Origin of the sequence: Kamptonema formosum PCC 10802, assembly GCF_000332335.1 — a bacterium.
GTDB lineage: Bacteria > Cyanobacteriota > Cyanobacteriia > Cyanobacteriales > Oscillatoriaceae > Oscillatoria.
This window is the reverse complement of record NZ_KB235948.1, coordinates 3151215-3174701: the sequence shown is the minus strand read 5'-3', so window position 1 is coordinate 3174701 and position 23487 is coordinate 3151215. Positions and strand designations below refer to the sequence as shown.

General features: G+C 52.8%; 16 protein-coding genes and 1 pseudogene. 8 read left to right on the top strand and 9 right to left on the bottom strand.

Going from position 1 to position 23487, the window contains the following annotated elements:
• On the top strand, window positions 1-2216 hold a 2216-nt coding region (locus OSC10802_RS44345; RefSeq protein ID WP_082218279.1), incomplete at its 5' end, for a DNA/RNA non-specific endonuclease.
• 119 nt (window positions 2217-2335) lie between these two features.
• Here the strand turns inward: OSC10802_RS44345 and OSC10802_RS44340 are convergent.
• From OSC10802_RS44340 to rodA, 6 genes and pseudogenes are all read right to left on the bottom strand, one after another.
• The gene (locus OSC10802_RS44340; protein ID WP_232731821.1) at window positions 2336-2779 is read right to left on the bottom strand and encodes a pentapeptide repeat-containing protein; all 444 of its coding nucleotides are present in this window, start codon (window positions 2777-2779) and stop codon (window positions 2336-2338) included.
• Window positions 2780-3106: 327 nt separating this feature from the next.
• Window positions 3107-3214, bottom strand: a pseudogene (locus OSC10802_RS54390) (pentapeptide repeat-containing protein); the annotation flags it as partial.
• Window positions 3215-3961: 747 nt separating this feature from the next.
• A complete protein-coding gene (locus OSC10802_RS40055) occupies window positions 3962-6067 on the bottom strand; it encodes a cation:proton antiporter domain-containing protein (protein WP_017717315.1) in 2106 nt (701 codons plus the stop codon).
• A 751-nt stretch (window positions 6068-6818) separates the two neighbouring features.
• Window positions 6819-7487, bottom strand: a complete 669-nt coding sequence (locus OSC10802_RS0113600) for an HAS-barrel domain-containing protein (RefSeq protein WP_017717314.1) — start codon at window positions 7485-7487, stop codon at window positions 6819-6821.
• A 234-nt stretch (window positions 7488-7721) separates the two neighbouring features.
• On the bottom strand, window positions 7722-7919 hold the full coding sequence (locus OSC10802_RS0113595) for an NAD(P)H dehydrogenase subunit NdhS (RefSeq protein ID WP_017717313.1): 198 nt from the start codon (window positions 7917-7919) through the stop codon (window positions 7722-7724).
• A 107-nt stretch (window positions 7920-8026) separates the two neighbouring features.
• A complete protein-coding gene (gene rodA, locus OSC10802_RS0113590; RefSeq protein WP_026098452.1) occupies window positions 8027-9334 on the bottom strand; it encodes a rod shape-determining protein RodA in 1308 nt (435 codons plus the stop codon).
• Between the two features lie 71 nt (window positions 9335-9405).
• Between rodA and OSC10802_RS55610 the strand changes: the two genes are divergently transcribed.
• Window positions 9406-9528, top strand: a complete 123-nt coding sequence (locus tag OSC10802_RS55610; protein ID WP_255349137.1) for a hypothetical protein — start codon at window positions 9406-9408, stop codon at window positions 9526-9528.
• 17 nt (window positions 9529-9545) lie between these two features.
• On the opposite strand, the gene OSC10802_RS0113585 is transcribed toward OSC10802_RS55610, so the two are convergent.
• The gene (locus tag OSC10802_RS0113585) at window positions 9546-10616 is read right to left on the bottom strand and encodes an Mrp/NBP35 family ATP-binding protein (protein WP_017717311.1); all 1071 of its coding nucleotides are present in this window, start codon (window positions 10614-10616) and stop codon (window positions 9546-9548) included.
• Window positions 10617-10911: 295 nt separating this feature from the next.
• Between OSC10802_RS0113585 and hemF the strand changes: the two genes are divergently transcribed.
• Window positions 10912-11946 carry an oxygen-dependent coproporphyrinogen oxidase gene (gene hemF, locus OSC10802_RS0113580; protein WP_017717310.1) on the top strand — a complete coding sequence of 345 codons (1035 nt, stop codon included), beginning with the start codon at window positions 10912-10914 and terminating at the stop codon, window positions 11944-11946.
• Between the two features lie 350 nt (window positions 11947-12296).
• Complete coding sequence (locus OSC10802_RS0113575; protein ID WP_017717309.1) at window positions 12297-12659, top strand: STAS domain-containing protein; 363 nt, start codon at window positions 12297-12299, stop codon at window positions 12657-12659.
• Window positions 12660-12807: 148 nt separating this feature from the next.
• Here the strand turns inward: OSC10802_RS0113575 and OSC10802_RS0113570 are convergent, their stop codons facing one another.
• A complete protein-coding gene (locus OSC10802_RS0113570; RefSeq protein WP_017717308.1) occupies window positions 12808-13428 on the bottom strand; it encodes a chromophore lyase CpcT/CpeT in 621 nt (206 codons plus the stop codon).
• Window positions 13429-13756: 328 nt separating this feature from the next.
• On the opposite strand from OSC10802_RS0113570, the gene psb29 reads away from it, so the two are divergent.
• Together psb29 and OSC10802_RS0113560 are read left to right on the top strand one after the other, a co-directional pair.
• Window positions 13757-14461 (top strand): photosystem II biogenesis protein Psp29, encoded by a 705-nt coding sequence (gene psb29, locus OSC10802_RS0113565; protein ID WP_017717307.1) that lies wholly within the window; start codon window positions 13757-13759, stop codon window positions 14459-14461.
• A 170-nt stretch (window positions 14462-14631) separates the two neighbouring features.
• Entirely contained in the window at window positions 14632-15018 is a 387-nt protein-coding gene (locus OSC10802_RS0113560; protein ID WP_017717306.1) for a VOC family protein, read from the top strand.
• Window positions 15019-15213: 195 nt separating this feature from the next.
• Here OSC10802_RS0113560 and OSC10802_RS0113555 read toward each other — a convergent pair whose 3' ends face one another.
• A complete protein-coding gene (locus OSC10802_RS0113555; protein WP_017717305.1) occupies window positions 15214-15510 on the bottom strand; it encodes a hypothetical protein in 297 nt (98 codons plus the stop codon).
• A 651-nt stretch (window positions 15511-16161) separates the two neighbouring features.
• On the opposite strand from OSC10802_RS0113555, the gene OSC10802_RS0113550 reads away from it, so the two are divergent.
• Both OSC10802_RS0113550 and OSC10802_RS0113545 read left to right on the top strand, forming a co-directional pair.
• The gene (locus OSC10802_RS0113550; protein WP_026098450.1) at window positions 16162-21552 is read left to right on the top strand and encodes a trifunctional serine/threonine-protein kinase/ATP-binding protein/sensor histidine kinase; all 5391 of its coding nucleotides are present in this window, start codon (window positions 16162-16164) and stop codon (window positions 21550-21552) included.
• A 330-nt stretch (window positions 21553-21882) separates the two neighbouring features.
• Window positions 21883-23319 (top strand): adenylate/guanylate cyclase domain-containing protein, encoded by a 1437-nt coding sequence (locus tag OSC10802_RS0113545; protein ID WP_017717303.1) that lies wholly within the window; start codon window positions 21883-21885, stop codon window positions 23317-23319.
• Window positions 23320-23487 lie beyond the last annotated feature (168 nt).

Here is a 23487-nt window from a genome sequence, read left to right as displayed (position 1 = left end):
AGGTTTGGGAGAATGTCACGTTTGCCGACAATTACTACCAGACGGCAACGACAAGCAACCCCAGAGGGCGGGATATTGTCAATATTATTCCCTCTGAATGGCTGCCGCCCGATAGTGACACCAATGAGAACAGGGCAGATTTATCAGTTCATCTCGGCGGGTTTGACGAGTCTGGAAACCTAAGTCCCTCAAGTCGTGCTGGGTTTACGCAAGATGTCAAGGATGGCAACAACCCTCACGGGCGGACTGTCGCTTGGTATGGCGGTACAGCCGATTTGAGTTGGGGCAAAGACAATCCTTTGGGGTATCCAATTCACCGGCGCAGTGGGGATTTCAGTTACGGTGAGCTGTTCGATCCGAACTTCCCGGATGCTAAGCCGTGGTACACGCCCAACCATACGGGACAGCCGGTGGGTGACGAGGACGCCCAGTGGGAAGGAATTGGCACGGGTTGGTACTATTCAGTGCTGGGTGGCGGTTATTACAAGCGTTCATTGCTTGCGCCGGTGGCCAGTGAGCGGACTCCAGTATATTTTGACAACACCTATGACGCCGGGATGCGGGGTGATTTTGCGGTTCCTACGGTGTTTAATGGTAACTTTGATGCCATTGCATCCAAGATAGATAGCCAGCCTATTCCCGGTTGGTCACTCCACAATGGCGGTTCGGGGAATGAAGCGCTGCAAAAATACTTGGTCGATCGCAAAGACATTCCCACTCTAGAGGAGCTAGAGCAGCCAGAAGTAAGTCCAACCGCTAAGAAACCTAACTACACCATAAAGCTAGATGGTGAACTAAGTTCTATTACCCGCAATTTAGGAGTAGTACCAGATTGGGGCGCTTTGCGTTTTGACTTGCACGCACCAGGGGTGAAAAAAGCTAGTAGCGGACAGTTATTTTTTACAGTGCGCCCGCTAGATTCTCAAATTACGCCTTTTCAAGGGGTGATTAACCTGGAGAAAGCGGAGAATGGGCTGGATGGGAACGGCTCTCCTCTCACCTATAACCTGGACAGATTCAGGATTGATTACGGGACGAAAGGCTTTGAGTCCTTCTACATTGACATCCCAGAGAGACTGAGAAATAAACCAGTATATATTGATTTTCAACTGGAGGGAACGGGGAAAAGCAAGCCTACTGTTTACCTGGATGACATTCTCTTCCAGAGCGATGCCCTGAAGTTTGGCAATCCAACGGCTGCTAGAACTTTAACCAACAGCCATCAGACCAACTACTTGATCGAGAAGCCCCAGTACACCATCTCCTATAATAGTCAGAAGAATACTCCTAATTGGGTCGGCTGGGTGCTTGACAAATCTTGGACCACAGGGGGTGTGGGAAGGGCAGCCAAGGAGTTTGCTGAAGATCCCCAATTGCCTCTGTCCACTTTCTACAGAGTTCAGCATGGTGATTATGACTTTGAATCTCAGATAGAGAATAAATACATTTTCGATGAGTATAACTCTTTTTCGTGGGGCAAGAAAGCTTTCTTTTGGCCAGCTCGTGGACATTTGGCGGCTTCTGCGGATCGCCAAAGAAGCAAGAAAGATAATTTGGCCACCTTTTTGACGGCCAATATCATCCCTCAAGATATTAAGCAAAACTCAGGAGTTTGGAGAGTTCAAGAAGAACAGCTTCAAGACTTTGCAAAAGACGGTTATAAATTCATTCTCTTTGCAGGGGGCTTTGGTCAAGGTGGTGGCAAAGTAACCTATGGGCCTCTTCCGACAGATGAAAAGAGTGAAAATGTGAAAGGAGTGACTCCGATTGAAAGAGGCGATCCTAATCCAAACCAGTTCGCTAATCTTTCGGCTGCAACTGATGCAACGCAGGCAACTAAGATTCAAGTACCTGACGCACTTTGGAAGGCCGTATTAGGCTTTTCCCCCAGCAACAAATCCGGGACGCCAGATATTCACTTTGCTTGGTGGATACCTAACAACTCCTACGCAATTCAAAAGAAAATTGACTACACCAAACCCACTCCATATCCGCCGGATAATCAGCTCGGTCCAACAACGGAAACTCGCGCCTGGAATGAGGAAGCGTACACAATCACTATCGAAGCATTAGAAGGGCGGCTCAACAAAGGTCTAGCCAAAGACAAGCAGTATGATTTTCTTTCCAATCTTAAAGCACCGGCTATTAAGAAAAAGCTCAAAGAAATTAAAGCGCTTCTCCCATCTACTTCTGAACTGGACTTTCCTTCCTCCTAATGAATATCCATTAACCTGAGGGAGTTGCCCATTAGAAAGATGATTGAGACTTTTCAGCCCCCTTCCCTGTACCGGGCGAGGGGTTGGGGGCTGGGCTTCATTAATCTGCAATGCCCACCTTAGCTACCACTGCGCACGCTGCCATCGGGCATGAGCGTTTCCTCGAAATGGCAATCTCGAAATCTTACTCCGGAGCCCCTAAAGGTTTCCGGGGTGAATTCAGCACCACGGAAGTCCGTCCGGAGCAACTTGGTTTTTTCAAACCAAACGCTTTGCAACCTGGCTCCCTGGAAAGTCGCCTCCGTAAAATCATTTCGGACAAACCCGATGCTGCTGATTCTTGCATTACTCAAGTTGACTCCACTGAAGTTAGCGCAGAAAAATTGACTCTCAACCAATGCAGCTCCTGTCAAATCGGCTCCGCTGAGATTAGCTCTGTCGAAAACCGATTGAAAAAATCTGGTTCTCCGCAAAATGGCATGGCTCAGATCCGCCCCCTCGAAATTGCTCTCACCCAAGTCAACATCGGTCAAGTCCGCCCCGCGCAGAATCACCCCGTCCATGAAAACTTTAATCCACCTGATGCTGCTCTTGCGCAGAATAATACCGCTCAAATCCAACCCTTTGAATTGTCCTTGATCCCAAGTTCTTTTTTCTCCAGAAGCCGTCTCCACACTAACTTTACTAAAGTCTCTTTCACCTGCGCTATACCGGCGGATCAGGTCTCCAAAGAGAATCTTTTTCAGGCGCATACCATTTCTCCAAGAGAAGTTTCTATTCTTTAGAATAGCACGCTCGCCCTTTCGACATCAACCGTCCAGTTCGATTGACGCCTGGTGTCGCTCCCGATAGCTTTGTCTGCCGCTCTACCGCTGATGAATATCTATATCTCAGCTACCACTGCGCACGCTGCCATCAGGCATGAGCGTTTCCTCGAAAGCTCCCCCCAGCTCAGCACCGAACAGGTTAGCCTCGCTCAAGTCCGCACCAGACAGATCGGCTTAGCTTAGAGTAGCACCGGCTAGCTGGGCACCTCTCAAGTTAATATTTCTCAAAACGATACCGGCAAAATTCCTCTCCCCTGCAGCGTACCGCCTGACCAACTCTGTCCATAACCCTCCTCTCGAATCCGCTCACATTCTCCAATCCAATATGACTAACTCTCACCTGGGATTGAGAGTGCAGTTAAAGCCGTGAGAGAGCGGCATAAAGACTCTGCCGCTCTCTCCCTTGAAATCATAGCCTCTTCTAATTAGAGCGCTTTTCAGTTGGATGAAGTACATGCTAGAAACCCGGTTTCTTAAAGAAACCGGGTTTCTCAGTACCTCACTCAGATGAAAACCGCTATAAGTTGACACCAATGGGAAACTCCCCTCTCATGGTGCGGGGAGTAAAAGAAATCGTGTTTGTGGGTTGAATTTTATCCGGCTATACGGTAATTTTTTGTTGTGAGGGATTGGCCGACGGTCGCGGTTCGGATAGCTATAGCAGTAGGCACTTAGGTTAGGACAAGGGGTTTAACATGATGTAGGGGCGGGTTCACCCACAATCTGTGCCACACAGCTATAACACCGATAAACCCGCCCCTAACCTCTGATATAGCAGCCGGCAATTGGGCGATAGCGTGTCCTAACCAATATGACTGCTGCTATAAATGGCGGGCAAACACCGGAACGGAAAAACTTGCCCGCCGCGCCATATTATACTGCAGATGCATCCGGATTCTATACAATTCACAAACCTATTCAGACGGAAGTGGAGGTGCCTGCCGGCTGCGGCTTTAACACGACGCCCGCCGGTCGCCGCTGAGGCTCCCCAAGCATAACCACAGAGCCGGTCAGTTGCTGAACCAGCTGGGTCGTCAAATCTCCGATCTCTGTCCCCGCTGAGGTGATACGGGGCAGGGAACGCAAAACAACCAAATCAGCGGAGTGAGAGGCGTTGAGAATCGCTTTGGCCACATCCGAGTGCGGCTTGACTTGAATCTGAATCTCCGCCTTGCCTGGAGGAGCCCATTTAGACACCATTAAAGACAGTTGCGACTCAATCCAGGCCATCTGGCTCGGTGAGGTGCGCTCGCACACATGTAACAGTGTTACCTGCGCCTGATTCGCACCGGCCAGAACTTGAGCGAAGCGCACCGTCCGCACAGCTTGCGGCGTTAAGTTTTCCACCGGCACCAAAATGCGCTCCATTTTCAGCGGCGAATCCAGAAGCCGCGCAATCGCCACCGGACAGTGAGCCCCCCACAAAACACCATCGATGACATTGCCAAACAAGCGAGCGCGAAACCCAGTCCGTTTGCCCCAACCCATCACAATCAAACTGGCATTTTGTTCGCGACTCGCACGGCTAATCGCCGGCGCAATGCTATCATCAATTCGCAGCAGCGGCTCTGCCCGCACCCCCAGTTCCTGACTCAATTCCGCTGCCCTGTTGAGCAGGGTCTTGCTCCGCCCCACAGCCGTTTCCATCTCGGGTGCGTGCATGTGAGCGTGAGCTTGAGTAATCGCTAGCGGCACAATCCGACCGCTTTGCTGCCCCGCAAGCATAGCCGCCATTTCCATCAAATACTGCTCTGTCTGGGGATTGTAGACCGGAACCACCACCGTAAAAGCACCCTCTCCCGGTCCTGCTCCCCAGTTCAGCTGGGAAGTTTCCGCCTCCAAGCCGGTGCTCGCCACACTGAGCTCCGCCGCCACCCGACTGGCGATCACCGGCCCGAGGGTTGAAGTAACCAGCATCAGCACAATCACACTGTTTAACACTTCTTCAGTCAGCAACCCTGCCCGATAGCCAACCAGCGTTGCCGCCAGAGTCGCACCCACCTGCGGCAGCGACAGGGACCACATCGTCAGCATTTCTTGACGGCTGTAGCCGTAAATCAGTTTCGCCAAGAAAGCAGCCACAAATTTACTGCCAATCAAAGCCCCCACAATCGCTAGCGGCATCCAAACAGAGGCAACACTCTTGAGGAAAGCGGGGACATCAATCAGCAACCCCAAATCCACAAAGAAAATGGGGATGAACAGCACATTCCCCACGAACACAACCTTTTCCTTAACGGGGCCTTCTCCCACCACATCATTCACGGCAAGTCCCGCCAGAAAAGCTCCGATAATTTTTTCCACCCCGATGAGTTGAGCTCCCAAACTAGCCAGAAAAACCGCCAGCAGGACGAACAAGAACTGGTTGCCCTCCTGATCGCCGGTGCGGCGGAAAAATTCCCGCCCCGCCCAGTCAAAGCCAAACAGGACGACGGCAGTGTAGACAATTAGCGATACCAGCAGGGTGAGCAGCTTGACAATGGTGAAGTCACCGGCATGAATTCCCACACAAACCGCCAGCACCAGCAAAGCCCCAATGTCAGTGAAAATAGTGGCTCCAATCGTAACGATGACGGCTTCGTTCCCCACAACCCCCAGCCGGCTGACAATCGGATACGCCAGCAGCGTGTGGGAAGCCAGCAGCGAGCCAATCAAAATCGAAGCATTCCAGTCAAAGCCAAACAGCCGGCCAACAAGTGTCCCAGCAATCATGGGCATCAAGAAGGTCAAGCTGCCAAACCCAGCAGAGCGGTGTTTCTTTTTACGGAACTGGGCGATGTCCACTTCTAGCCCCGCCACAAACATCAGGTACAGCAACCCAATGTCTGATAGCAGCTGCATCGCTGGCAATTTAGTGTGGAGCAGATGCAGCCCGTTAGGTCCGAGTGCGACCCCCGCTGCCAGCAAACCGACTAATCCAGGAAGTCGCAGTCGCTCAAATAGAATCGGCACGGTCAAAATGACCGCGAGCAAAACCGCAAAGGGAACTATGGGTTCCTTGAGAACTTCTGAAAGGTGTTCCATAGAGAGAAGAGCCGAAATACGGTTAGGGAGAGTTGGAGGGCGGCAACCGCTGTCCTGAACGAGCCGGTGCGGTGCGGTGTGGCGAGCGCTACAGCGGACGGCGCTGACCGAGCCGCATTTTGACTGCCTTAAAAAAATTTTGAATGGCGGACCTAGGTTTAGGCTATCCCCCGCCAGATAGATTTAACTTTCCACCCACCGGCAGCTCTGCGCCGCCTCCCTCATGCCGTTCGCCTGCACTGCTTTTTAAAATAAAGTTCGATAAATTTTATCCCCAAAAATAGCAAAAATATTTTATTTCAAGGATCTTCTATTTTGGAATAAAATTTTAAAGGCCAATTCTAGCAGTATTGACTTGGGTTAAAACATTAGACCTTCAGGCCCGGCGTTAGCGCAGCGGCGCGTTAGCGCTACGCCTCCCCTACGTCTATATCCCAGTAGTAATATGGGTTAGGACAATAGGAGCCGGAGTGCGGGGGTGCAAAAGAGGCCAAAATGTACGAACCTAAGTGCCTACTGCTATATCTTAAAAACCTTGTTAAATTATCTCTCTTTTCTTTTCTTGGCTTTCTTGGCGTATTGGCGGTTTATTCTAGCAGTATGCACTTAGGTTAGTACATGCGCATCACGCAAAAGGGCATCACGCAAAAGCTGTGAGTCTTTCCCATGCGCCATGCCCGATGCGCATGAGCTAGCTGTTAGCTGCCAGCACCTCTAACAACTCCCCCCTAAACACTAACATGTCTCAAAGCTAGGCGTGGATTTGGCTCAAAATCGCCCTTAACCGGTCGTAGTCATCCTGGAGCAACACACTGAGAGCGCGTCCGGCTGCCACCAGCCACCGGCGGTCAGCCTTTCGCAACTGATATATCCCGCGCATCACAGCCGCCGCCAGCGGATCGGCTGGCGCATCTTCCAGTTGCAGCAACGTCCGCAAAAAATCCATCTGTTCGCTAAAATTAATAATCTCCTCAGGTTCGCACCGGTAAACCGCTTGGTGAATTTGTGGCGGTCTGGGAGGAATATACTGGTAAAACGTTGCGCTCGGTTTCCTAGAACCGTTTTTCACCTGAACCGACGGCGAAAACCCCACAATTACTGCTCGAAACTCCGCTGTCAGCATGGCAAAAATTTGAGGTTGCTCTTCCCGCAACTCTTCCAGAGACAGCCCCAGCGCCCTGGCTCTGTGAACGGAATCGATTGGGGTAGTGGTTGCGTGGTAAACCACCGCGTAAATTAGGTTTCCCGATTCTTCATCCAGCGACCTCACCCAGCTGCCAAATTCAGGCATTTCTGGAAACTTCAAGTCTTCTGGATCGAGACACTGTGCCAAAAAATTCGTCGTAGCAGTTTCAATCACCTCGGCCATGTGACTGGGGTGGCGGTTGCCGGCAGCAAACTGTGGCAGGGGAAGGCGCATATCTGGTCAACTCTCTACTTTAAATCTCAATTGGGCATTGGGCATTGGGCATTGGGCATTCGGAATTCGGCATTTGGCATTGGGGCGAGGTTGGGCAAGCTCTCATTGAGTATTGGGCATTGGAACAATCAATCCCCAACTCCCAATCCAAAATCCTTGCATCCCATGCCCCATACGCTATGCGCTGTGCCCCATGCCGCGTGCCCCATGCCCCCCCAAGCCGCTGCCCATCTTCTATTTCCCTTTAGGGCGGCCTGCTGTGGCGTCCACGAGTTCTAATTCTGAGAGTCGAAATGTCACTAACTTATCCCAGTTCCCGCCTTCAAACAGCACCGCTGCTTTGCCATCAGTTACTCGCTGCACTTGCCCTTGAAAAGCGTAGTAGGTATCGTTGGGGTTCTTGACGCGCACTGCCGATCCTGGTAGAATCATAATCCCTCACCGCTAGGTTTTCATCTAATAGTTTAAAACATTTTGGATTTCGGACTGGAGTTGTCTGGGGAGCAATCTAAAATCTATAATCCCCAACCTACAATCCTTTAATACCGCTGCCGCTGCCGGTGATTGGCCACAGATTCCACCAGCCCTATGGCGATAAAGTTGGTCAGCAATGCCGAGCGACCGTAACTGATCCAGGGCAGGGGAATGCCGGTGACTGGGGCTAGGCCAATGGTCATGCCAATGTTGACGATCAGCTGAAATACCAGCATAGACAAGACGCCGATGGCAAGTAAAGAGCCAAAGTTGTCTTTAGCTCTTTGGGCAATCAGCACTAAGCGCAGGCAGATCAGCCAGAAGACTAACAGCACTGACAGGCAGCCAACAAAGCCCAGCTCCTCACCAATGGCTGAGAAAATGAAATCCGTATGCTGTTCGGGAATGAAATTGAGTTGGGTTTGGGTTCCCTGGTAGAGTCCCCGCCCCCACAGTTCGCCGGCACCAATGGCAATCCGAGACTGGATCAGGTGATAGCCGCCGCCCAGCGGGTCTTTCTCTGGGTCGAGGAACAGAATCAGCCGGTCTTTTTGGTAATCTTTCAGCAATCCCCACAAAATGTGGCCCAGCACGCCGGCTACTCCGTTTACCCCGATTGCCCCCAGGGTTCCCAACCACGGCCAGGGCAGGCTGGCCAGCCCCACCGCACCCATCGCGCCCACCCACACCAGCCAGGGGAGGCTGCGCCAAAGGGCAGCACCTATCTGCAGAGTGGTTCCCCACTCCGACCACTCCGGCACGCACACGCCATAAATAATGGCGGAAATAAGCGGAGAAACCATCAGCAACAGCCAGCCCGGATTGGCATTTGCCCAGTATAGCATGCCAAGGGTGATAGCTCCAAACACCAGTGACGTTCCCAGATCCGGCTGTAAAAACACCAAAGCCCAGGGAACGGCGGTGATCGCCAGGGTTTTGACAGCAGCTGGGATGGTTGAGGCGGTGCGAGCGTGCAGCAGGGCGGCGAGAGAGATAATTATCCCTACCTTGGCAAATTCCGAAGGTTGAATGTTAAAGCCGCCGATCGTGATCCACCGCTGCGCCCCCAAGGCGGTGGTGCCAATAAACATCACCGCTAGCAGGGATACATTGGTGATTCCATAGATCAGCCAGTGCCACTGAATCAAAATCGCGTAGTGCCAGCGGGAGATCCCCAGCGCGAGTGCCAAACCAATCCCGCCGACGAGCCAGTGCTGCCACCAGTCCGTCCACCCGAGGTTGAGTTCTGTACTGCGGATCATGATCCCGCCAAACACGGTAAGGCCGATCGTCAGGGCGAACAGCAGCCAGTCCACCTGATGCCAGGGGGCCAGCATTGACTTCCAGCGAACAAGCAGGAACTTCTGCAACATTTTTCAGCCATGAGAAGTGAGATATCGAGTGTGGCAGCGCACAGCCATTCAGAACCAGAAACCGGGTTTGTTTGGATCACAGAAGAGAAATTCTCACCTTTACTGTAGGGACAAGCCCCCGGGATCTGCCCCTATCCTTTACAGAATTAGCTGCCGGTGCGGGCGCACAGCTGGCGCTGCCACCTTTCCATTAGGTACACCCCACACCGGCCTATGCCAGGGCAGCCACAGAAACTCTACCGGCAATCCGCCCAGCAATCTCCTGCAGCGCTTTCGCAGAAGCGCACTCTGGGTCGGCTATCACCACCGGCACGCCGGCATCGCCTCCCTCTCGCAAGTGGATTTCCAGGGGCACGCACCCCAGCAGCGGCACCCCCAGTTCCTGAGCCGTTTTCTCGCCACCCCCAGACCCAAAGATGTCGTACTGCCGGTCAGGCATGTCCGGCGGGATGAAATAGCTCATGTTTTCTACTATCCCCAGCACCGGCACGCCCATCTGCTGGAACATCTTCAGCCCCTTGCGGGCGTCCAGCAGCGCCACGTTCTGCGGCGTGGTGACAATCACCGCACCGGCCATCGGCACCGCTTGAGTTAAAGTGAGCTGGGCGTCGCCGGTGCCCGGTGGCATGTCCACAATCAGATAGTCTAGCTCTCCCCACTCTACCTGGTAGAGAAACTGGCGAATTATACCATTGAGCATTGGGCCCCGCCAAATCACCGGCTGGTCTTTATCGATTAAAAACCCCATCGAAACCAGCTTGACGCCGCAGTTGAATGCCGGTTCGAGCACTTCGCCTTGCTTGCCGTGCCGGACTTTCACTTGGGCGTCTGCCAGTCCCAGCATCGTCGGGACGTTGGGGCCATAAATATCGGCATCGATCATCCCAACTTTGGCACCGGCGCGGGCTAGAGACACGGCCACATTCACCGCCACAGTCGTCTTGCCCACGCCGCCCTTGCCGCTGGAAATGGCCAGGATATTTTTGACGCCGCCAATCCCCTGCCGGTCGGGCAGCGCTTTCTGCTGGGGCGTTTCCGCTGTCACGTCCACCACCACGTCCTCAACGCCCGGCAGATCCTTCACCGCTTTTTGACACTCTTCCACAATAAATTCGCGCAGCGGGCAGGCGGGAGTGGTCAGCACCAAAGTAAAGCTGACCTTTCCCCCGTCAATCTTGATGTTGCGAATCATGTTCATTTCCACCAAACTCTTGCGGAGTTCAGGGTCTTGCACCGGTCGCAATACTTCTAAAACAGCACCCGTATCCAGTTTGCTGGCCATTCGTGTTCTCCCCTCTGGCGGTGGAATCAATACAATTTGTTCCCTCTCTTCTTAATGGATCTTAACCTCTGTGTTCCCTTGATGTTTCGGTTTCGCGCCCCAGCTTGTAGTAGGCTTAAAAATTGGTGTCTGTGGGGCAGCGCTCGTTCGGCTATTCCTTGAGGCGATTCCCCCAACAGCCAGCGCACTGCTCGATTCAATTCCAAAGACCGCCAAGTCTGAACACGCAAGGGGCGCGACCGGCTGCCGGCACCTGCAACTATCCTTTCGGCGAAACGACATTAGCATTGAGATTATGACTGCTTTTTTGACTGATCAGGCCACCAATACCCAGTTTTTGCCACCGGCTGACTCGCGAACCCGGGTCAGCGAGTTCATGCGACAGCTGCAAGATGAAATCTGTCAGGGATTGGAACAGCTAGATGGCACCGGCACCTTCAAGGAGGATTCCTGGGAGCGCCCAGAAGGCGGCGGCGGGCGCTCCCGCGTCATCCGCGATGGAGGGGTTTTTGAGCAGGGCGGCGTTAATTTTTCTGAAGTTTGGGGGGCTCACCTGCCTCCGTCCATTTTAAACCAGCGCCCTGAAGCCGCCGGGCACCAGTTCTACGCCACCGGCACCTCAATGGTCCTGCACCCGCGCAATCCCTACGTGCCCACCGTACACCTAAATTATCGCTACTTCGAGGCCGGGCCGGTGTGGTGGTTCGGCGGTGGCGCGGATCTAACACCCTACTATCCCTTCTCTGAAGATGCCGCCCATTTCCACCGCACCTTCCAGCAAGCTTGCGACAAGCACCACTCCGAGTATTACTCAGTGTTCAAGCCCTGGTGCGATGAGTATTTCTACTTAAAACACCGGCAGGAAATGCGGGGCGTAGGCGGTATCTTTTTTGACTACCAAGACGGTCAGGGACAGCTGTATCGCGGGCCCGATGCGAATGGCCCAGCAGGGGGGCGGAGCAATCAAATCGGGACGCTGGCACCCCGCAGTTGGGAAGAGCTGTTTGCCTTTGTGGTGGACTGCGGTCGGGCGTTTTTACCGGCCTATGGGCCGATAGTAGAGCGGCGGCGGTCGCTGGAGTGCGGCGAGCGCGAGCGCAACTTCCAGCTCTACCGCCGGGGGCGGTATGTGGAATTCAACCTGGTCTACGATCGGGGGACGATCTTTGGCTTGCAGACCAACGGGCGCACCGAGTCGATCCTGATGTCTTTGCCTCCTTTGGTTCGCTGGGAGTACGGCTACCAGCCGGAAGCGAACACCCCGGAAGCTGAACTGTATGAAAGGTTCTTGAAGCCTCAAGACTGGGCCAGCTGGACGCCTGCCGGTTAAAATCGATCCAAACACACCGGCGCGTCCCCCGACGGCACCCGTCAGGGCGAGTGGGGCCAATTCGGCACTCCCAGGAGTTTGCTGTAAAATCGTAGACGGGTACGGCGGGCGGAACGCGCCGTCTGCCACGACCTCTCAATCCCTCTGTGGGAAAGCTGACTCACACATGCGTGGCCAAAGCAAACGTTCCCGCACGCTTGCCGCGAACGGCGGCTCCCCTGTGATTTTATAGGGAAGGGGAAAAAGCTGCGACGGCATTACACGGTAGTGCTGCTGTCAGTTCCGTTCAAACTCAACACCGATCTGTTGCTAGATCGACCCCAACATCTATCGAAACGAGGGGAGGGTTCGTGATTCATATCGAGCAGAAAACGCACACGACAGCGGACGGCACAACCGTGATTGTCCTGGCACCCACCGGGCGCTTGGACATCACGACGGCATGGCAGTTCCGCTTGAAGTTGCAGGAATGTATTTCCAAACTCAGCCGCCATATTGTGGTGAATCTGGGTCAAGTGAATTTTATCGATAGCTCTGGCCTGACTTCACTCGTGGCCGGCATGCGCGATGCGGATAAAGTTAAAGGCAGTTTCCGCATTTGTAATGTCCATCCAGAGGCCAAACTGGTGTTTGAAGTTACGATGATGGATTCGGTTTTTGAAATCTTCGAGACAGAGGAAGAAGCCCTGGAAGGGGTGCCCCGCGCCAGCTAAACTTTAACGCCACTGCCGGCCCGGGACAGCTGCGGCACACTGGTCTTCACTCCCACGCGGGCCTAAGGCAAGCTGTCCTGTCGCAGGGCTGCATTTAATTTGCACAAACAGGGGAGGGCGGTCTGGCTGACAAATTCCTGCAGGCGGGCTAGAGGGGCAGCTCCGCTGAAAAATCTTGGGACTTCGTAAATTGAAAAGGGCCTTGGATCGCCCCCCAAATAGCTTGGCCGGTAGCTGGGTCAATGCCCCTGTCATAGCTGAGGAATTGCGCCGGTGTTGCCTCGAAGCCCAGCGACACTTGGCGAATTTCGCCAAGATAAGTAAAGCAGCAGCGGGCGTCGGGAGGCAAAAATGCGGAAAAGTGATAGCTGTCGGGGGTGAGCGGTTGCGCTGTCACGGTGAGGGCGCAGCCTGGGAGGAATTCTATCTGTGCCGGTGTGAGCTGCCCCAGCAACGCCCGATTGCCACCGGCACCGCGAAAAGCAGCCGGGTCTTTTAGCGCGTAATACTGCACTTGCAGCCCGGAGGGATTCTCGGCGTGGGGCATGAGCCGCAAAATCCGCTGGCGGTACGGCTGCTCCGGATTGAGCGCATTGGCTTGTTCAGCAAATAGGGCGATGCTGTCTTCTGGAAATAGCGGAGCCGGCACCGGTCGCTGCCACAGGCGCAGGTGGACATACCACACCGGCTCCGCGAGCGCTTGGGCTTGATTGCCAAATTCACCGGCCAGGTAGCGAGCTAGGGCGAGCAGTTGAGGAGAGAGGGTCATGAGCGCGTTGGCGAGCAGTTCACACAAATTTTAGTTGACATTGCGGGCGCGAGCCTGTAAACATAATAGCAATATATGAAAATTAAAAGTAAATTATTTTCATGGGCGTGCGGATGCCCGCCTCTGCTGGTTCCGGCATTGTAAGCTGTAGGGGCTGCCGGCAGTGTGCGTTCCGCCCGGGCGAGGAGATCTGTCACCGGGCCGCTGACACCTCACCCCCTGACGCCCTTTTCAAAACTTGGGCACCGGCAGCAGCGCCAAGGGGCTTGGCAAAGGTGTCACCAGCGGGAGACAATGAAGTTACGTCAACCCCTAAACTCTCAAGCGCGTGAACAACGTCCGCACTGTCTCAGATACCAAGCGAACTTTCTATAGCACTCACACCCGCCCCATCAACTCCATCTATCGCCGGGTGGTGGAAGAGCTGATGGTGGAAATGCACTTGCTCTCGGTCAATGTGGACTTTCGCTACGACCCCATCTACGCCCTAGGGGTTGTCACGTCCTTTGACCGATTTATGCAAGCGTATGTCCCAGAAGAGGACAAGCTCTCGATTTTTAACGCCCTCTGTCAGGCTCTAGGAGACGGTTCCCCACCCTACCGGCAGGATGCCGAAAAGTTGGAAGCCTTCGCCAGGAGTCTGTCGCCCCAGGAATTATTGGCGTGGCTGAGCCTCTCGTCGTTCCATCCAGAGGCGGGAGACTTGCAGGAGTGTCTCCAGTCCATTGGCCACAACTCGAAATTCAAGTACAGCCGTCTATTTGGCATTGGTCTGTTCACCCTGCTTGAACTTGCCAGTACAGAGCTGTCCAAAGACGAAAAGCAGCGGAACGAGGCGCTCAGCAAAATTTGTGCCGGTTTGCACCTCCCAGAAGAAAAGCTGCTCAAAGACCTGGAGCTGTACAGCAGCAATCTGGAAAAAATGGCGCAGGCGCGGATTGTCATGGAGGATATCCTGAAAGCCGACCGGAAAAAACGGGAAGAGCGAGCCCAAGCCAAAGGCACAGCCGCCACTCCCCCAAGTGGCTCTTAACCCCAGATCCCCACTAAATTTTAGAGTGGCCGACAGTCCAAAACTGCAGACCCGCACCGCGCAGATAGATGGTATAATTCTCGGCGTTTATCTGCGTTTATCTGCGGTTTACAATCCAGGAGCCCTAACTCTAAAATCCCCAATCCAAGGCAGAGTTACCACCCCAAATTATGGGTTTAAAATGCCACGCCGCACTCCTCACCCTAGCCGCTGCAAACTCTGAAGCGCTGGTGCAGTTTTACAGTCAGTTACTCGGTCACGCACCGCAGACCTACATTCCCAATTTTTACGCTGAATTTCAGCTGACGGGCTTGCGACTGGGAATTTTCAGGCCGAAGGAAACACAGCTGGAAGAGTTTGCCAGCACCGGCCAAAGTGGCATGAGTTTGTGTTTAGAAGTGAGTGACTTGGAGGCAGCAATTGCCCATCTTGACGCCTTGGGTTTCCCCCCTGCCGGTGAAATTTTAACCGCTTCTCACGGCAGAGAAATCTATGCCTGCGACCCAGCTGGCAATCGCCTCATCCTTCACCAGTCTGGAGAGTTCCGAGTCCTGTAGGGGCGGGTTTACCCAACATATTTGCCGGTGGCGAAGAAGAGCTATAGCGCGTCTAAATCCTCTGTGTAAATTTCAGAACCCCGGTTTCTTAAAGAAACCGGGGTTCTGCGCTCACAGAGGTTGCGCAAATCATTTAGAACTGCTATATCAACCCGCCCCTAGCGCACCTTCAGCCGAGACATCCAACACTCAATGCTACAGGTAGCGTGTCAATTCAGCAAAGCTGTACAGGCTGACAATTAACAGCAAGACCGCAGTCAGTTGAATCACTTGGGGATAGGGGGAGGGGGCGATTCTTTCCCGAATCAAAACCGAGGAAGACGAGCCCACCACGTAGCTCAAGCTCAGCACTAGGTATGGCCACTTTTCTGTAAGGCCCCACAGCAAAAGCAGGGGCATTGCCAGCAATAACATAACCATCTCAATGAACCGGGGTGGACTGTGCTGGCTGCACAGAATCAGCGTCTCCCGCCAAAATTGCCAAAATCTCATCGATTACATCTCAGCTATCAGCTTTTAGGAACCGGCCTTGCGCGCGCCCCGATCTTTTAAATTTTATACGCTCGCTCTACAATCGTACCACCGCCGGCGCAGCAACGCCAGCCTCTCGTGAACGCATCAGGGCGAGATATCGGCGCGGCCCTCTCAAAGCTGCCGGTGGGGCTAAAGCCCATACTGCGCAACTTTTGGGCTAAAGCCCATACTGCGCAACTTTTGGGCTAAAGCCCATACTGCGCAACCTTTGGGCTGCGCTGAACTTACAAACGGCCCACCGGCAGCGCCACCTTGCGCAATCAATTCGCCCATTTATATACGGGAACTACTCCCCGACACAAACGCCGGCGATCAGTAGGGTGCGTTCCGCAAAGCGGAACTCTACAAGTCTACCGGGCTTTCAAAGTAGCACAAGTTTTGTTGCCTGTCAAGTGCTAGCCGGCGAGTTTTTAGATAGTTTGCCTGGGAATTGAGCGGCAGACTTGGCACCGGCAGCAGAGCCTTTGTATAATACAGGCAACGCATTTCCTCTCTAGACGAGTGGAAAGCAGCTTGTGCGATAAAATACAAAAAATCAGGTCGAAACAGTCCGGACGCCTTCCGTTCCCTGTGAAGAGTAAAGATTATCACGCCAAGTGGAGTCGGATTATGCTCGCCATACCTGGATACGAGATAGCAGAAGCAATTTATACGGGTGTCAGTACGGTTGTTTACCGTGGGCGCAGAGAGCGGGACTTTCAGCCGGTTGTCCTGAAGCTGCTGAACAAGGAATATCCCACGCCCGAAGAGCTGGCCAAATTTAAACAGCAATATGAAATTACCAAGAACCTGGACTTGCCAGGTGCTGTCAAATCCTACAGCCTGGAAACCTACCAAAACAGCCTGGTTGTGGTGATGGAAGATTTTGGGGGTCAGTCCCTAAAAGATTATATCAGCGCTCACAGGCTGAATTTATTAGAATTTTTACAAATCGCTCGCCTGCTTGCGGAAACCCTGGGGCAGCTGCACCATAAAAATATTATTCACAAGGATATTAAACCGCAGAATATCATCATTAATCCACAGAGCGGCCATGTTAAAATTGCCGATTTCAGTCTGGCAACGCTGCTGTCGCGAGAGAGCCATGCCGCCAGCACCCCCAATCTGCTGGAAGGCACCCTCGCCTATATGTCCCCAGAACAAACCGGTCGGATGAATCGGTCGATTGACCGCCGCACCGACTTTTATTCCTTGGGCGTCACTTTTTATGAAATGCTGGCGGGTGAGCTGCCGTTTTCAACCAGCGATCCGGTGGAGTTGGTTCACTCTCACATTGCCAAGATGCCGGTGCCTCCGCGCGAAGCGGGCGGGCTGGGGAGCAAGGGAGTGGGGGAGATCCCCAAGCCGGTTTCGGATATTGTGATGAAGTTATTAGCCAAGACGGCTGAAGACCGATATCAAAGTGCCTGGGGGCTAAAAGCTGACCTGGAAACTTGCCTGCACCAGCTGCAAAAAACGGGAAAAATTGCTGACTTCTCACTCGGAAGCCAAGATTTTTCTGGGCAGCTGCAAATCCCGCAAAAACTCTACGGACGGGAAAAAGAAGTGGCGGCGCTGATGGCCAGTTTTGAGCGGGTAGCCGCCGGCACCGCAGAGATGGCGCTCGTTGCCGGGTATTCAGGGATTGGCAAGTCAGCCTTGGTGAGTGAAATTCACAAACCGATCGTGCGGGAGCGGGGGTATTTTATTGCCGGCAAGTTTGACCAATTTAGGCGGAACATTCCCTACAGCGCCCTGATTCAAGCATTTCAGGATTTGATGCGGCAGTTGCTGACGGAAAGCGAAGCGCAGATTGAAGCTTGGAAAGAAAAACTGGCAGATGCCCTCGGACAAAATGGGCAGGTGATTGTCGATGTGATTCCGGAAGTGAAACTGATTGCCGGCAAACAGCCGCCTGTGCCGAAATTGGGACCGGCGGAGTCCCAAAATCGGTTCCATCTGGTGTTTCAAAAATTCATGCGCGTCTTCGCCAAAAAAGAACACCCCCTGGCGATCTTCCTGGACGATCTGCAGTGGGCGGATTTGCCATCTTTGAAGTTGATTCAACTGCTTGTAGGACCGGCGGATAGCGCCGGCACTGCGGGGAACCTGTTGCTGATTGGCGCGTATCGCGATTCGGAAGTGGATGGGGCTCATCCCCTGATGCTGGCGATCGAGGAGATAGCAAAAGCCGGTGCTAGGATAAATCGGATTAGCCTCCGACCTTTAAATCGCGGCGATCTCCGCCAATTCATTGCCGGCACTCTCAACTGCAAGCCAGAAAAATCCCAGCCTCTGGCAGAACTCTTGCTCCTGAAAACCAGCGGCAATCCTTTTTTCTTGACTCAGCTGCTGAAATCTCTCCACTCAGAAAACCTGCTGAGCTTCAATTTCAGCACCGCTGAGTGGGAGTGGGACATCGAGCGGATTCAAGGGATGGGACTCACCGATAATGTGGTTGAGTTAATGGCCGGCACCATTGAGAAACTGTCGGAAGAAACGCAGAACGCACTCAAGCTAGCCGCCTGTATTGGCAGCCGGTTTAATTTAGACGTTCTCGCCACAGTCAGTGAAAAATCTCTGGCATCCACGGCAGCTGACCTTTGGGAGGCGCTGGAGGCCGGCCTAATTTTACCCATGAGCAATGCCTACAAACTTCCGGCGCTTTTGGAAGAGTTGGAAGAGTTTGTCGGGATGCCATCTGTTGCGTCTGGTATTGCGTCTGGGGTAGAATACAAATTCTTGCACGACCGGGTGCAGCAAGCTGCTTACGCTCTCATTCCCGAATTGCAGAAGCGAGAGACACACCTGAAAATCGGGCGTTTGCTGCTGCAAAATACGCCGGCGGATCGCGTGGAGGAGAATATATTTGAGCTGGTAAACCAGTTGAATCTGGGAATTGGTCGCGCTAGCAGCCAGTCAGAGAAACTCAAACTGGCACAGTTGAATTTAATCGCGGGACGCAAGGCAAAAGCCAGTGCTGCCTGCGAACCATCTCTGAAATATTTTACCGCAGGTATAGAGCTTTTGCCCCCTGAAGCTTGGGAAACTCAGTATGAGCTGACTCTGGGACTCTTTGAGTCAGCCGCCGAGGCGGCGTACCTGAACACTGACTTTGAGGAAATGGAAAAATGGGCGGAGAAAGTTCTGGAACACTCCAAAACTCAACTGGACAAAGTGAGAGTTTATGAAGTAAAGATTCAGGCTTGTCTGGCGCGGAACCAAATGCAGTCAGCGGTTCAGATGGTACTGCAAGCCATCTCGATCTTGGGTGTGAGCGTTCCAGAGAAACCGAGCAAGTCAGAGATTCAGCAAGCTCTCTCAGAAACTGCAGCGAAACTGAACGGCAAAGTAATTTTGGACTTAATCGACTTGCCGGTGATGTCCGATCCTGCTGTCCTCGCCGTTATGCGGCTGTTAGCGAGCGCCAACGCTCCGGCTTATACCGCAACTCCTAAACTTCTGCCCGTGATTGTGTCGAAACAGGTTAACTTATCAGTTGAGTGCGGTAACGCTGACGCCTCTCCCCTGACCTATGCCTATTACGGCGCTATGCTTTGTGGGGCAGTGGACTCGATTGAGTCCGGCTATAAATTCGGTCAAGTGGCGCTGAATCTTCTAGAAAGATTCGATGATAAACAGATTCAAGCCAGGACGATGGATATCGTTTATGGAATGATCCAGAGTTGGAAGGTTCACCTCCGAGAAACCTTGGAGCCTTTGAAGGACGCCTATCAAATAGGCCGGGATAATGGAACGTTTGAATATGCCGGCTATAGCATTCTCAAACACTGCTACTATTCGTTTCTAGCGGGGGTGCCCCTCCAGGAACTCGACCAAAAACTGGCACTGTACACTCAGGATTTAAAGGAGCTGAAGCAAGGTCACGCGGTTAACTATCTGCAAAGAGACCGGCAGGCTGTTTTAAATTTCATGGAGGAGTCCCCCCACCCTGGAATCTTAACGGGCAAAATTTATGACGAGCCGGTAGAACTCCCCCGCTATCACCGGGCTAGCGATCGCTACGGGCTGCTGTACTTCTATTTGAATAAGCTTATCCTCAGCTATTTATTTCAGGAGTTCGATTCTGCCGCAGAAAATGGCAATATGGCCAAGAAATACTTGGACGGCGGGACGGGGTTAGCGCTGGTTGGTGCGTTTTACTTCTACGATTCTCTGGCGCGGTTGGCTGTGGCTGCATCTTTCTCAAAGGCTGAGAGAAGACGCCCGCTGATCAAGGTGAAAAGCAATCAGGAAAAGATGCGGGAATGGGCGCAGCACGCTCCGGTGAATTTTCAGCACAAATATGAGTTGGTAGAAGCTGAGAGAGCGCGAGTTTTGGGGCGCACACTAGAGGCAATGGAGTATTACGACCGGGCGATTGCCGGTGCCAAGAAACAGGGCTACATTCAGGAAGAAGCGCTCGCCTGTGAATTGGCTGGAGCATTTTACCTGTCTCTGGGGCGGGAAAAGGTTGCCAAAACCTACCTGACTGAGGCACACTATTGCTATACGCGCTGGGGGGCAAAAGCCAAGGTGGCGCATTTGGAGTCAAAATATCCGCAGTTCTTAGGGAGAAAACTGGCTTTGAATAAAACGGAACTGGGCGTAACGATCAGCACCACGACTTCCACAACCAGCAGCAGTTCAGGCGTGCTAGACTTGACCGCAGTCGTGAGATCCTCTCAAGCGCTAGCCGGTGAAATCGTGCTGGACAAGCTGCTGGCGACGTTGATGAAGATTGTGATTGAGAATGCCGGCGCTGAAAAAGGCTTTCTGATTCTGGAGAAGGAAGGACGCTGGGTCATCGAAGCATCTGGCTCGGTGGATTGCGATAGCGTGACTGTCCTGCAATCGGTTCCCGCAGACTCAATAGATGCAGCCACCCAGACGCCGGTGCTCTCCGCCGCCATCATTAATTATGTCGCCCGCACGCACTCACATGAGGTCTTAAATGACGCGGCACGCGAGGGACAGTACACGCGAGATCCTTATATTGTCGCCACTCAAACCAAGTCCATTCTCTGCACTCCCCTGATCCATCAAGGCAAGTTATGCGGTATCCTATACCTGGAAAATAATCTCACGGCGGGCGCGTTTACCCCAGACCGGCTAGAGGTGCTGCAACTGCTCTCCTCTCAAATTGCCATCTCGATTGAAAATGCCCAACTCTATGCCAACTTGCGGGAGTTCAACCAAAATCTGGAACAATTGGTTGAGGAGCGCACTCAGGAACTGTCACAAACGCTAGAAAATCTCAAAGCCACCCAAAAAAAATTGGTGGACTCGGAAAAAATGGCGTCTTTGGGCGGGCTGGTGGCGGGTGTCGCCCATGAGATCAACACTCCCATCGGCATCGGCGTCACCGCCGCCTCTCTCTTAGCTGAAAAAGCCACAGCTTTTTTCGAGACGTACAAAGCCGGTCAAATGAAACGATCTGACTTAGAAAAGTTCCTGGATACCGCCATGCAAAGCAGCAGTATGGTTTTAGCCAACCTCAACCGGGCGGCAGAATTGATCCAGAGTTTTAAGCAGGTGGCGGTGGATCAGTCCAGCGAGTCAAAACGCACCTTCAATATCCGGGATTACCTGCAGGAGATTTTGCTCTCCTTAAGAGCAAAACTCAAAGCCACGAAACATCGGGTGGAAATTCATGGCGACCGAAATCTCACCCTGGACACCTATCCGGGCGCGCTCTCTCAGATTGTCACCAATCTGGTGATGAACTCTCTCATCCACGCTTACGATCCAGAAGACTGTGGACTTATCCGATTTGAGTTTAAACAAGATGGCGATCGGGTTATCTTTGAATATACCGACGATGGCAAAGGCATTCCCCCAGAGAACTTAAGCAGAATCTTTGACCCCTTCTTTACCACCAAGCGGGGTCAGGGCGGCACCGGCTTGGGCTTACATCTCCTTTACAACCTCGTCACCCAAAAACTCCAGGGAACTATCGAATGCGAAAGCCAGGTCGGTGCTGGCACAAAGTTTCTTATGACATTGCCGGCACAAATGTGACCTGAGACATTATAGCGGTTCTCAGTTGGATGAACTAGGGCCCAGAAACCCGGTTTCTTAAAGAAACCGGGTTTCTCAGTACCTCACTAATACGAGAAACGCTATATAATAATACCATTTACTCGCACTCCCCAGGAAGGGCCACCCAAACTCAGTCGCTGGCGCGGGAAATGTCAAGGCAAGCGCCAGCAGAGAGAGCAGCCTCCGGAACCCTGTCCGCTTTTCGGGGCTGCTCCCTGAACCCGAGGGTGAGCGGCTTCGCCCTTCCTCCGCCCTCCGCTCCCCTGAAAATAATATCTACATCTGACTGAACGTCAAGGAGACTGCTCGATGAGAGAAGAAAATCAGAAGCCGCTTTTTAGTTATGAGAGCGACGAAGTTATTTTTGCTGAAGAAGATGAAGAATTGATATTTGCCGGAGAAGAGGGAGAGGCGCTGGAACTGGAACAGGCCAAAGGCAGTTGGAAAATTTTAATTGTAGACGATGAGCCAGAAATTCACAATGTCACCAAGCTCGCTCTGAATGAATTTATATTTGAAGGGCAACCCTTAATTTACCTGAGCGCTTTTTCCGGCAAAGAAGCCAAAGAGTTAATCCAAGAACACCCCGATACCGCCCTGATTTTGCTGGATGTGGTCATGGAAAGCGATGAGGCCGGCTTAGAGGTCGTTAAATATATCCGCGACGTGCTAGACAACAAGTTAGTGCGGATTATTTTGCGCACCGGCCAGCCAGGACAAGTCCCGGAAGATGTCGTGATTGTTCACTACGATATTAATGATTATAAGACAAAAACTGAACTCACCACTAAAAAGCTTTTTACAACAGTCTTAACCGCCTTAAGAGCGTTCCGCGCTCTGACGACTCTGGAAGCCAGCCGGAGAGAGCTGGAAAAAATCGCCGCAGCTTCCGCCCGCTTTGTGCCGGCTCAATTTTTGCACTTCCTGCAAAAAGAAAGTATCGTAGATGCCAAACTGGGCGACTCCGTGCAGGCAGAAATGACTATCCTGTTTGCGGACTTGCGCTCTTTCACCACCCTGTCTGAGAGCATGTCCCCGAAAGAAAACTTTGACTTTATCAACGACTACTTGAGCCGGGTTGGCCCAGTTATCCGCGAGCACAATGGCTTTATTGATAAATATATTGGCGATGCCATCATGGCGCTGTTTCCGGACACGCCGGAAGAAGCGGTGCGGGCGGCGCTCGCCATGCAAAATCAGGTTTCCCTCTGGAACAAGTCCCGCAAAAAAAAGGGCCAATCTCCGATTTCCATCGGCATTGGCTTGCACAGCGGTAGCTTGATGCTGGGCACCATTGGCGAGGAGCAGCGCATGGAAAGCACCGTGATTTCTGATGCGGTGAACTTGGCTTCTCGCCTGCAAGACTTGACCAAACTCTACGGGGCGGGCATCGCGATCAGCGCCAAAACCCTGACGCAACTGGAGGAGCCGGCAAAATACTCCCACCGGTTTCTCGGTCAAGTTCAGGTGAAAGGCAAAAAAGAGCCCGTTCCAGTCTTTGAAATTTACGAAGCAGATGCGCCCGCCCTGCGAAAGCTCAAGCAGCAAACCCGCGCCGAATTTCAGCGGGGCGTCGATCTCTATCACAAACAGCAATTTGCTGCTGCTGAGCAAATTTTCCAGGATATATTGCAAATAAATCCCCAGGATAAAGCCTCTGCCCTCTATCTGAAACGCTCTTGCAAGTTACAAAAATATGGCCCACTTGAGTGGTGGGATGGGGCAGAATATTTCGATGAGGACTAATACCAATTTTGGATTTTAGATTTTGGATTTTCCTCGTTCCTCGTTCCCAGGCTCTGCCTGGGAACGCAGTTCAAGAGGCTCTGCCTCCTTCCTGTACTGAGCAGATTAAAAGCGTAACAGCTTATAGCAGTTTATAGGGCGCTTCCAGAGGGAGTGTACCCTACTTCT

Bases quoted from the DNA above. Each gene is read 5' to 3' on its own strand.
- OSC10802_RS0113560 (WP_017717306.1), top strand. From the start codon at position 14,632: ATGGGTTTAAAATGCCACGCCGCACTCCTCACCCTAGCCGCTGCAAAC.
- OSC10802_RS0113555 (WP_017717305.1), bottom strand. From the start codon at position 15,510: ATGAGATTTTGGCAATTTTGGCGGGAGACGCTGATTCTGTGCAGCCAG.
- OSC10802_RS40055 (WP_017717315.1), bottom strand. From the start codon at position 6,067: ATGGAACACCTTTCAGAAGTTCTCAAGGAACCCATAGTTCCCTTTGCG.
- OSC10802_RS0113595 (WP_017717313.1), bottom strand. From the start codon at position 7,919: ATGATTCTACCAGGATCGGCAGTGCGCGTCAAGAACCCCAACGATACC.
- OSC10802_RS0113550 (WP_026098450.1), top strand. From the start codon at position 16,162: ATGCTCGCCATACCTGGATACGAGATAGCAGAAGCAATTTATACGGGT.
- OSC10802_RS0113570 (WP_017717308.1), bottom strand. From the start codon at position 13,428: ATGACCCTCTCTCCTCAACTGCTCGCCCTAGCTCGCTACCTGGCCGGT.
- OSC10802_RS0113585 (WP_017717311.1), bottom strand. From the start codon at position 10,616: ATGGCCAGCAAACTGGATACGGGTGCTGTTTTAGAAGTATTGCGACCG.
- OSC10802_RS0113545 (WP_017717303.1), top strand. From the start codon at position 21,883: ATGAGAGAAGAAAATCAGAAGCCGCTTTTTAGTTATGAGAGCGACGAA.
- rodA (WP_026098452.1), bottom strand. From the start codon at position 9,334: ATGTTGCAGAAGTTCCTGCTTGTTCGCTGGAAGTCAATGCTGGCCCCC.
- OSC10802_RS0113600 (WP_017717314.1), bottom strand. From the start codon at position 7,487: ATGCGCCTTCCCCTGCCACAGTTTGCTGCCGGCAACCGCCACCCCAGT.
- OSC10802_RS44340 (WP_232731821.1), bottom strand. From the start codon at position 2,779: ATGGACGGGGTGATTCTGCGCGGGGCGGACTTGACCGATGTTGACTTG.
- hemF (WP_017717310.1), top strand. From the start codon at position 10,912: ATGACTGCTTTTTTGACTGATCAGGCCACCAATACCCAGTTTTTGCCA.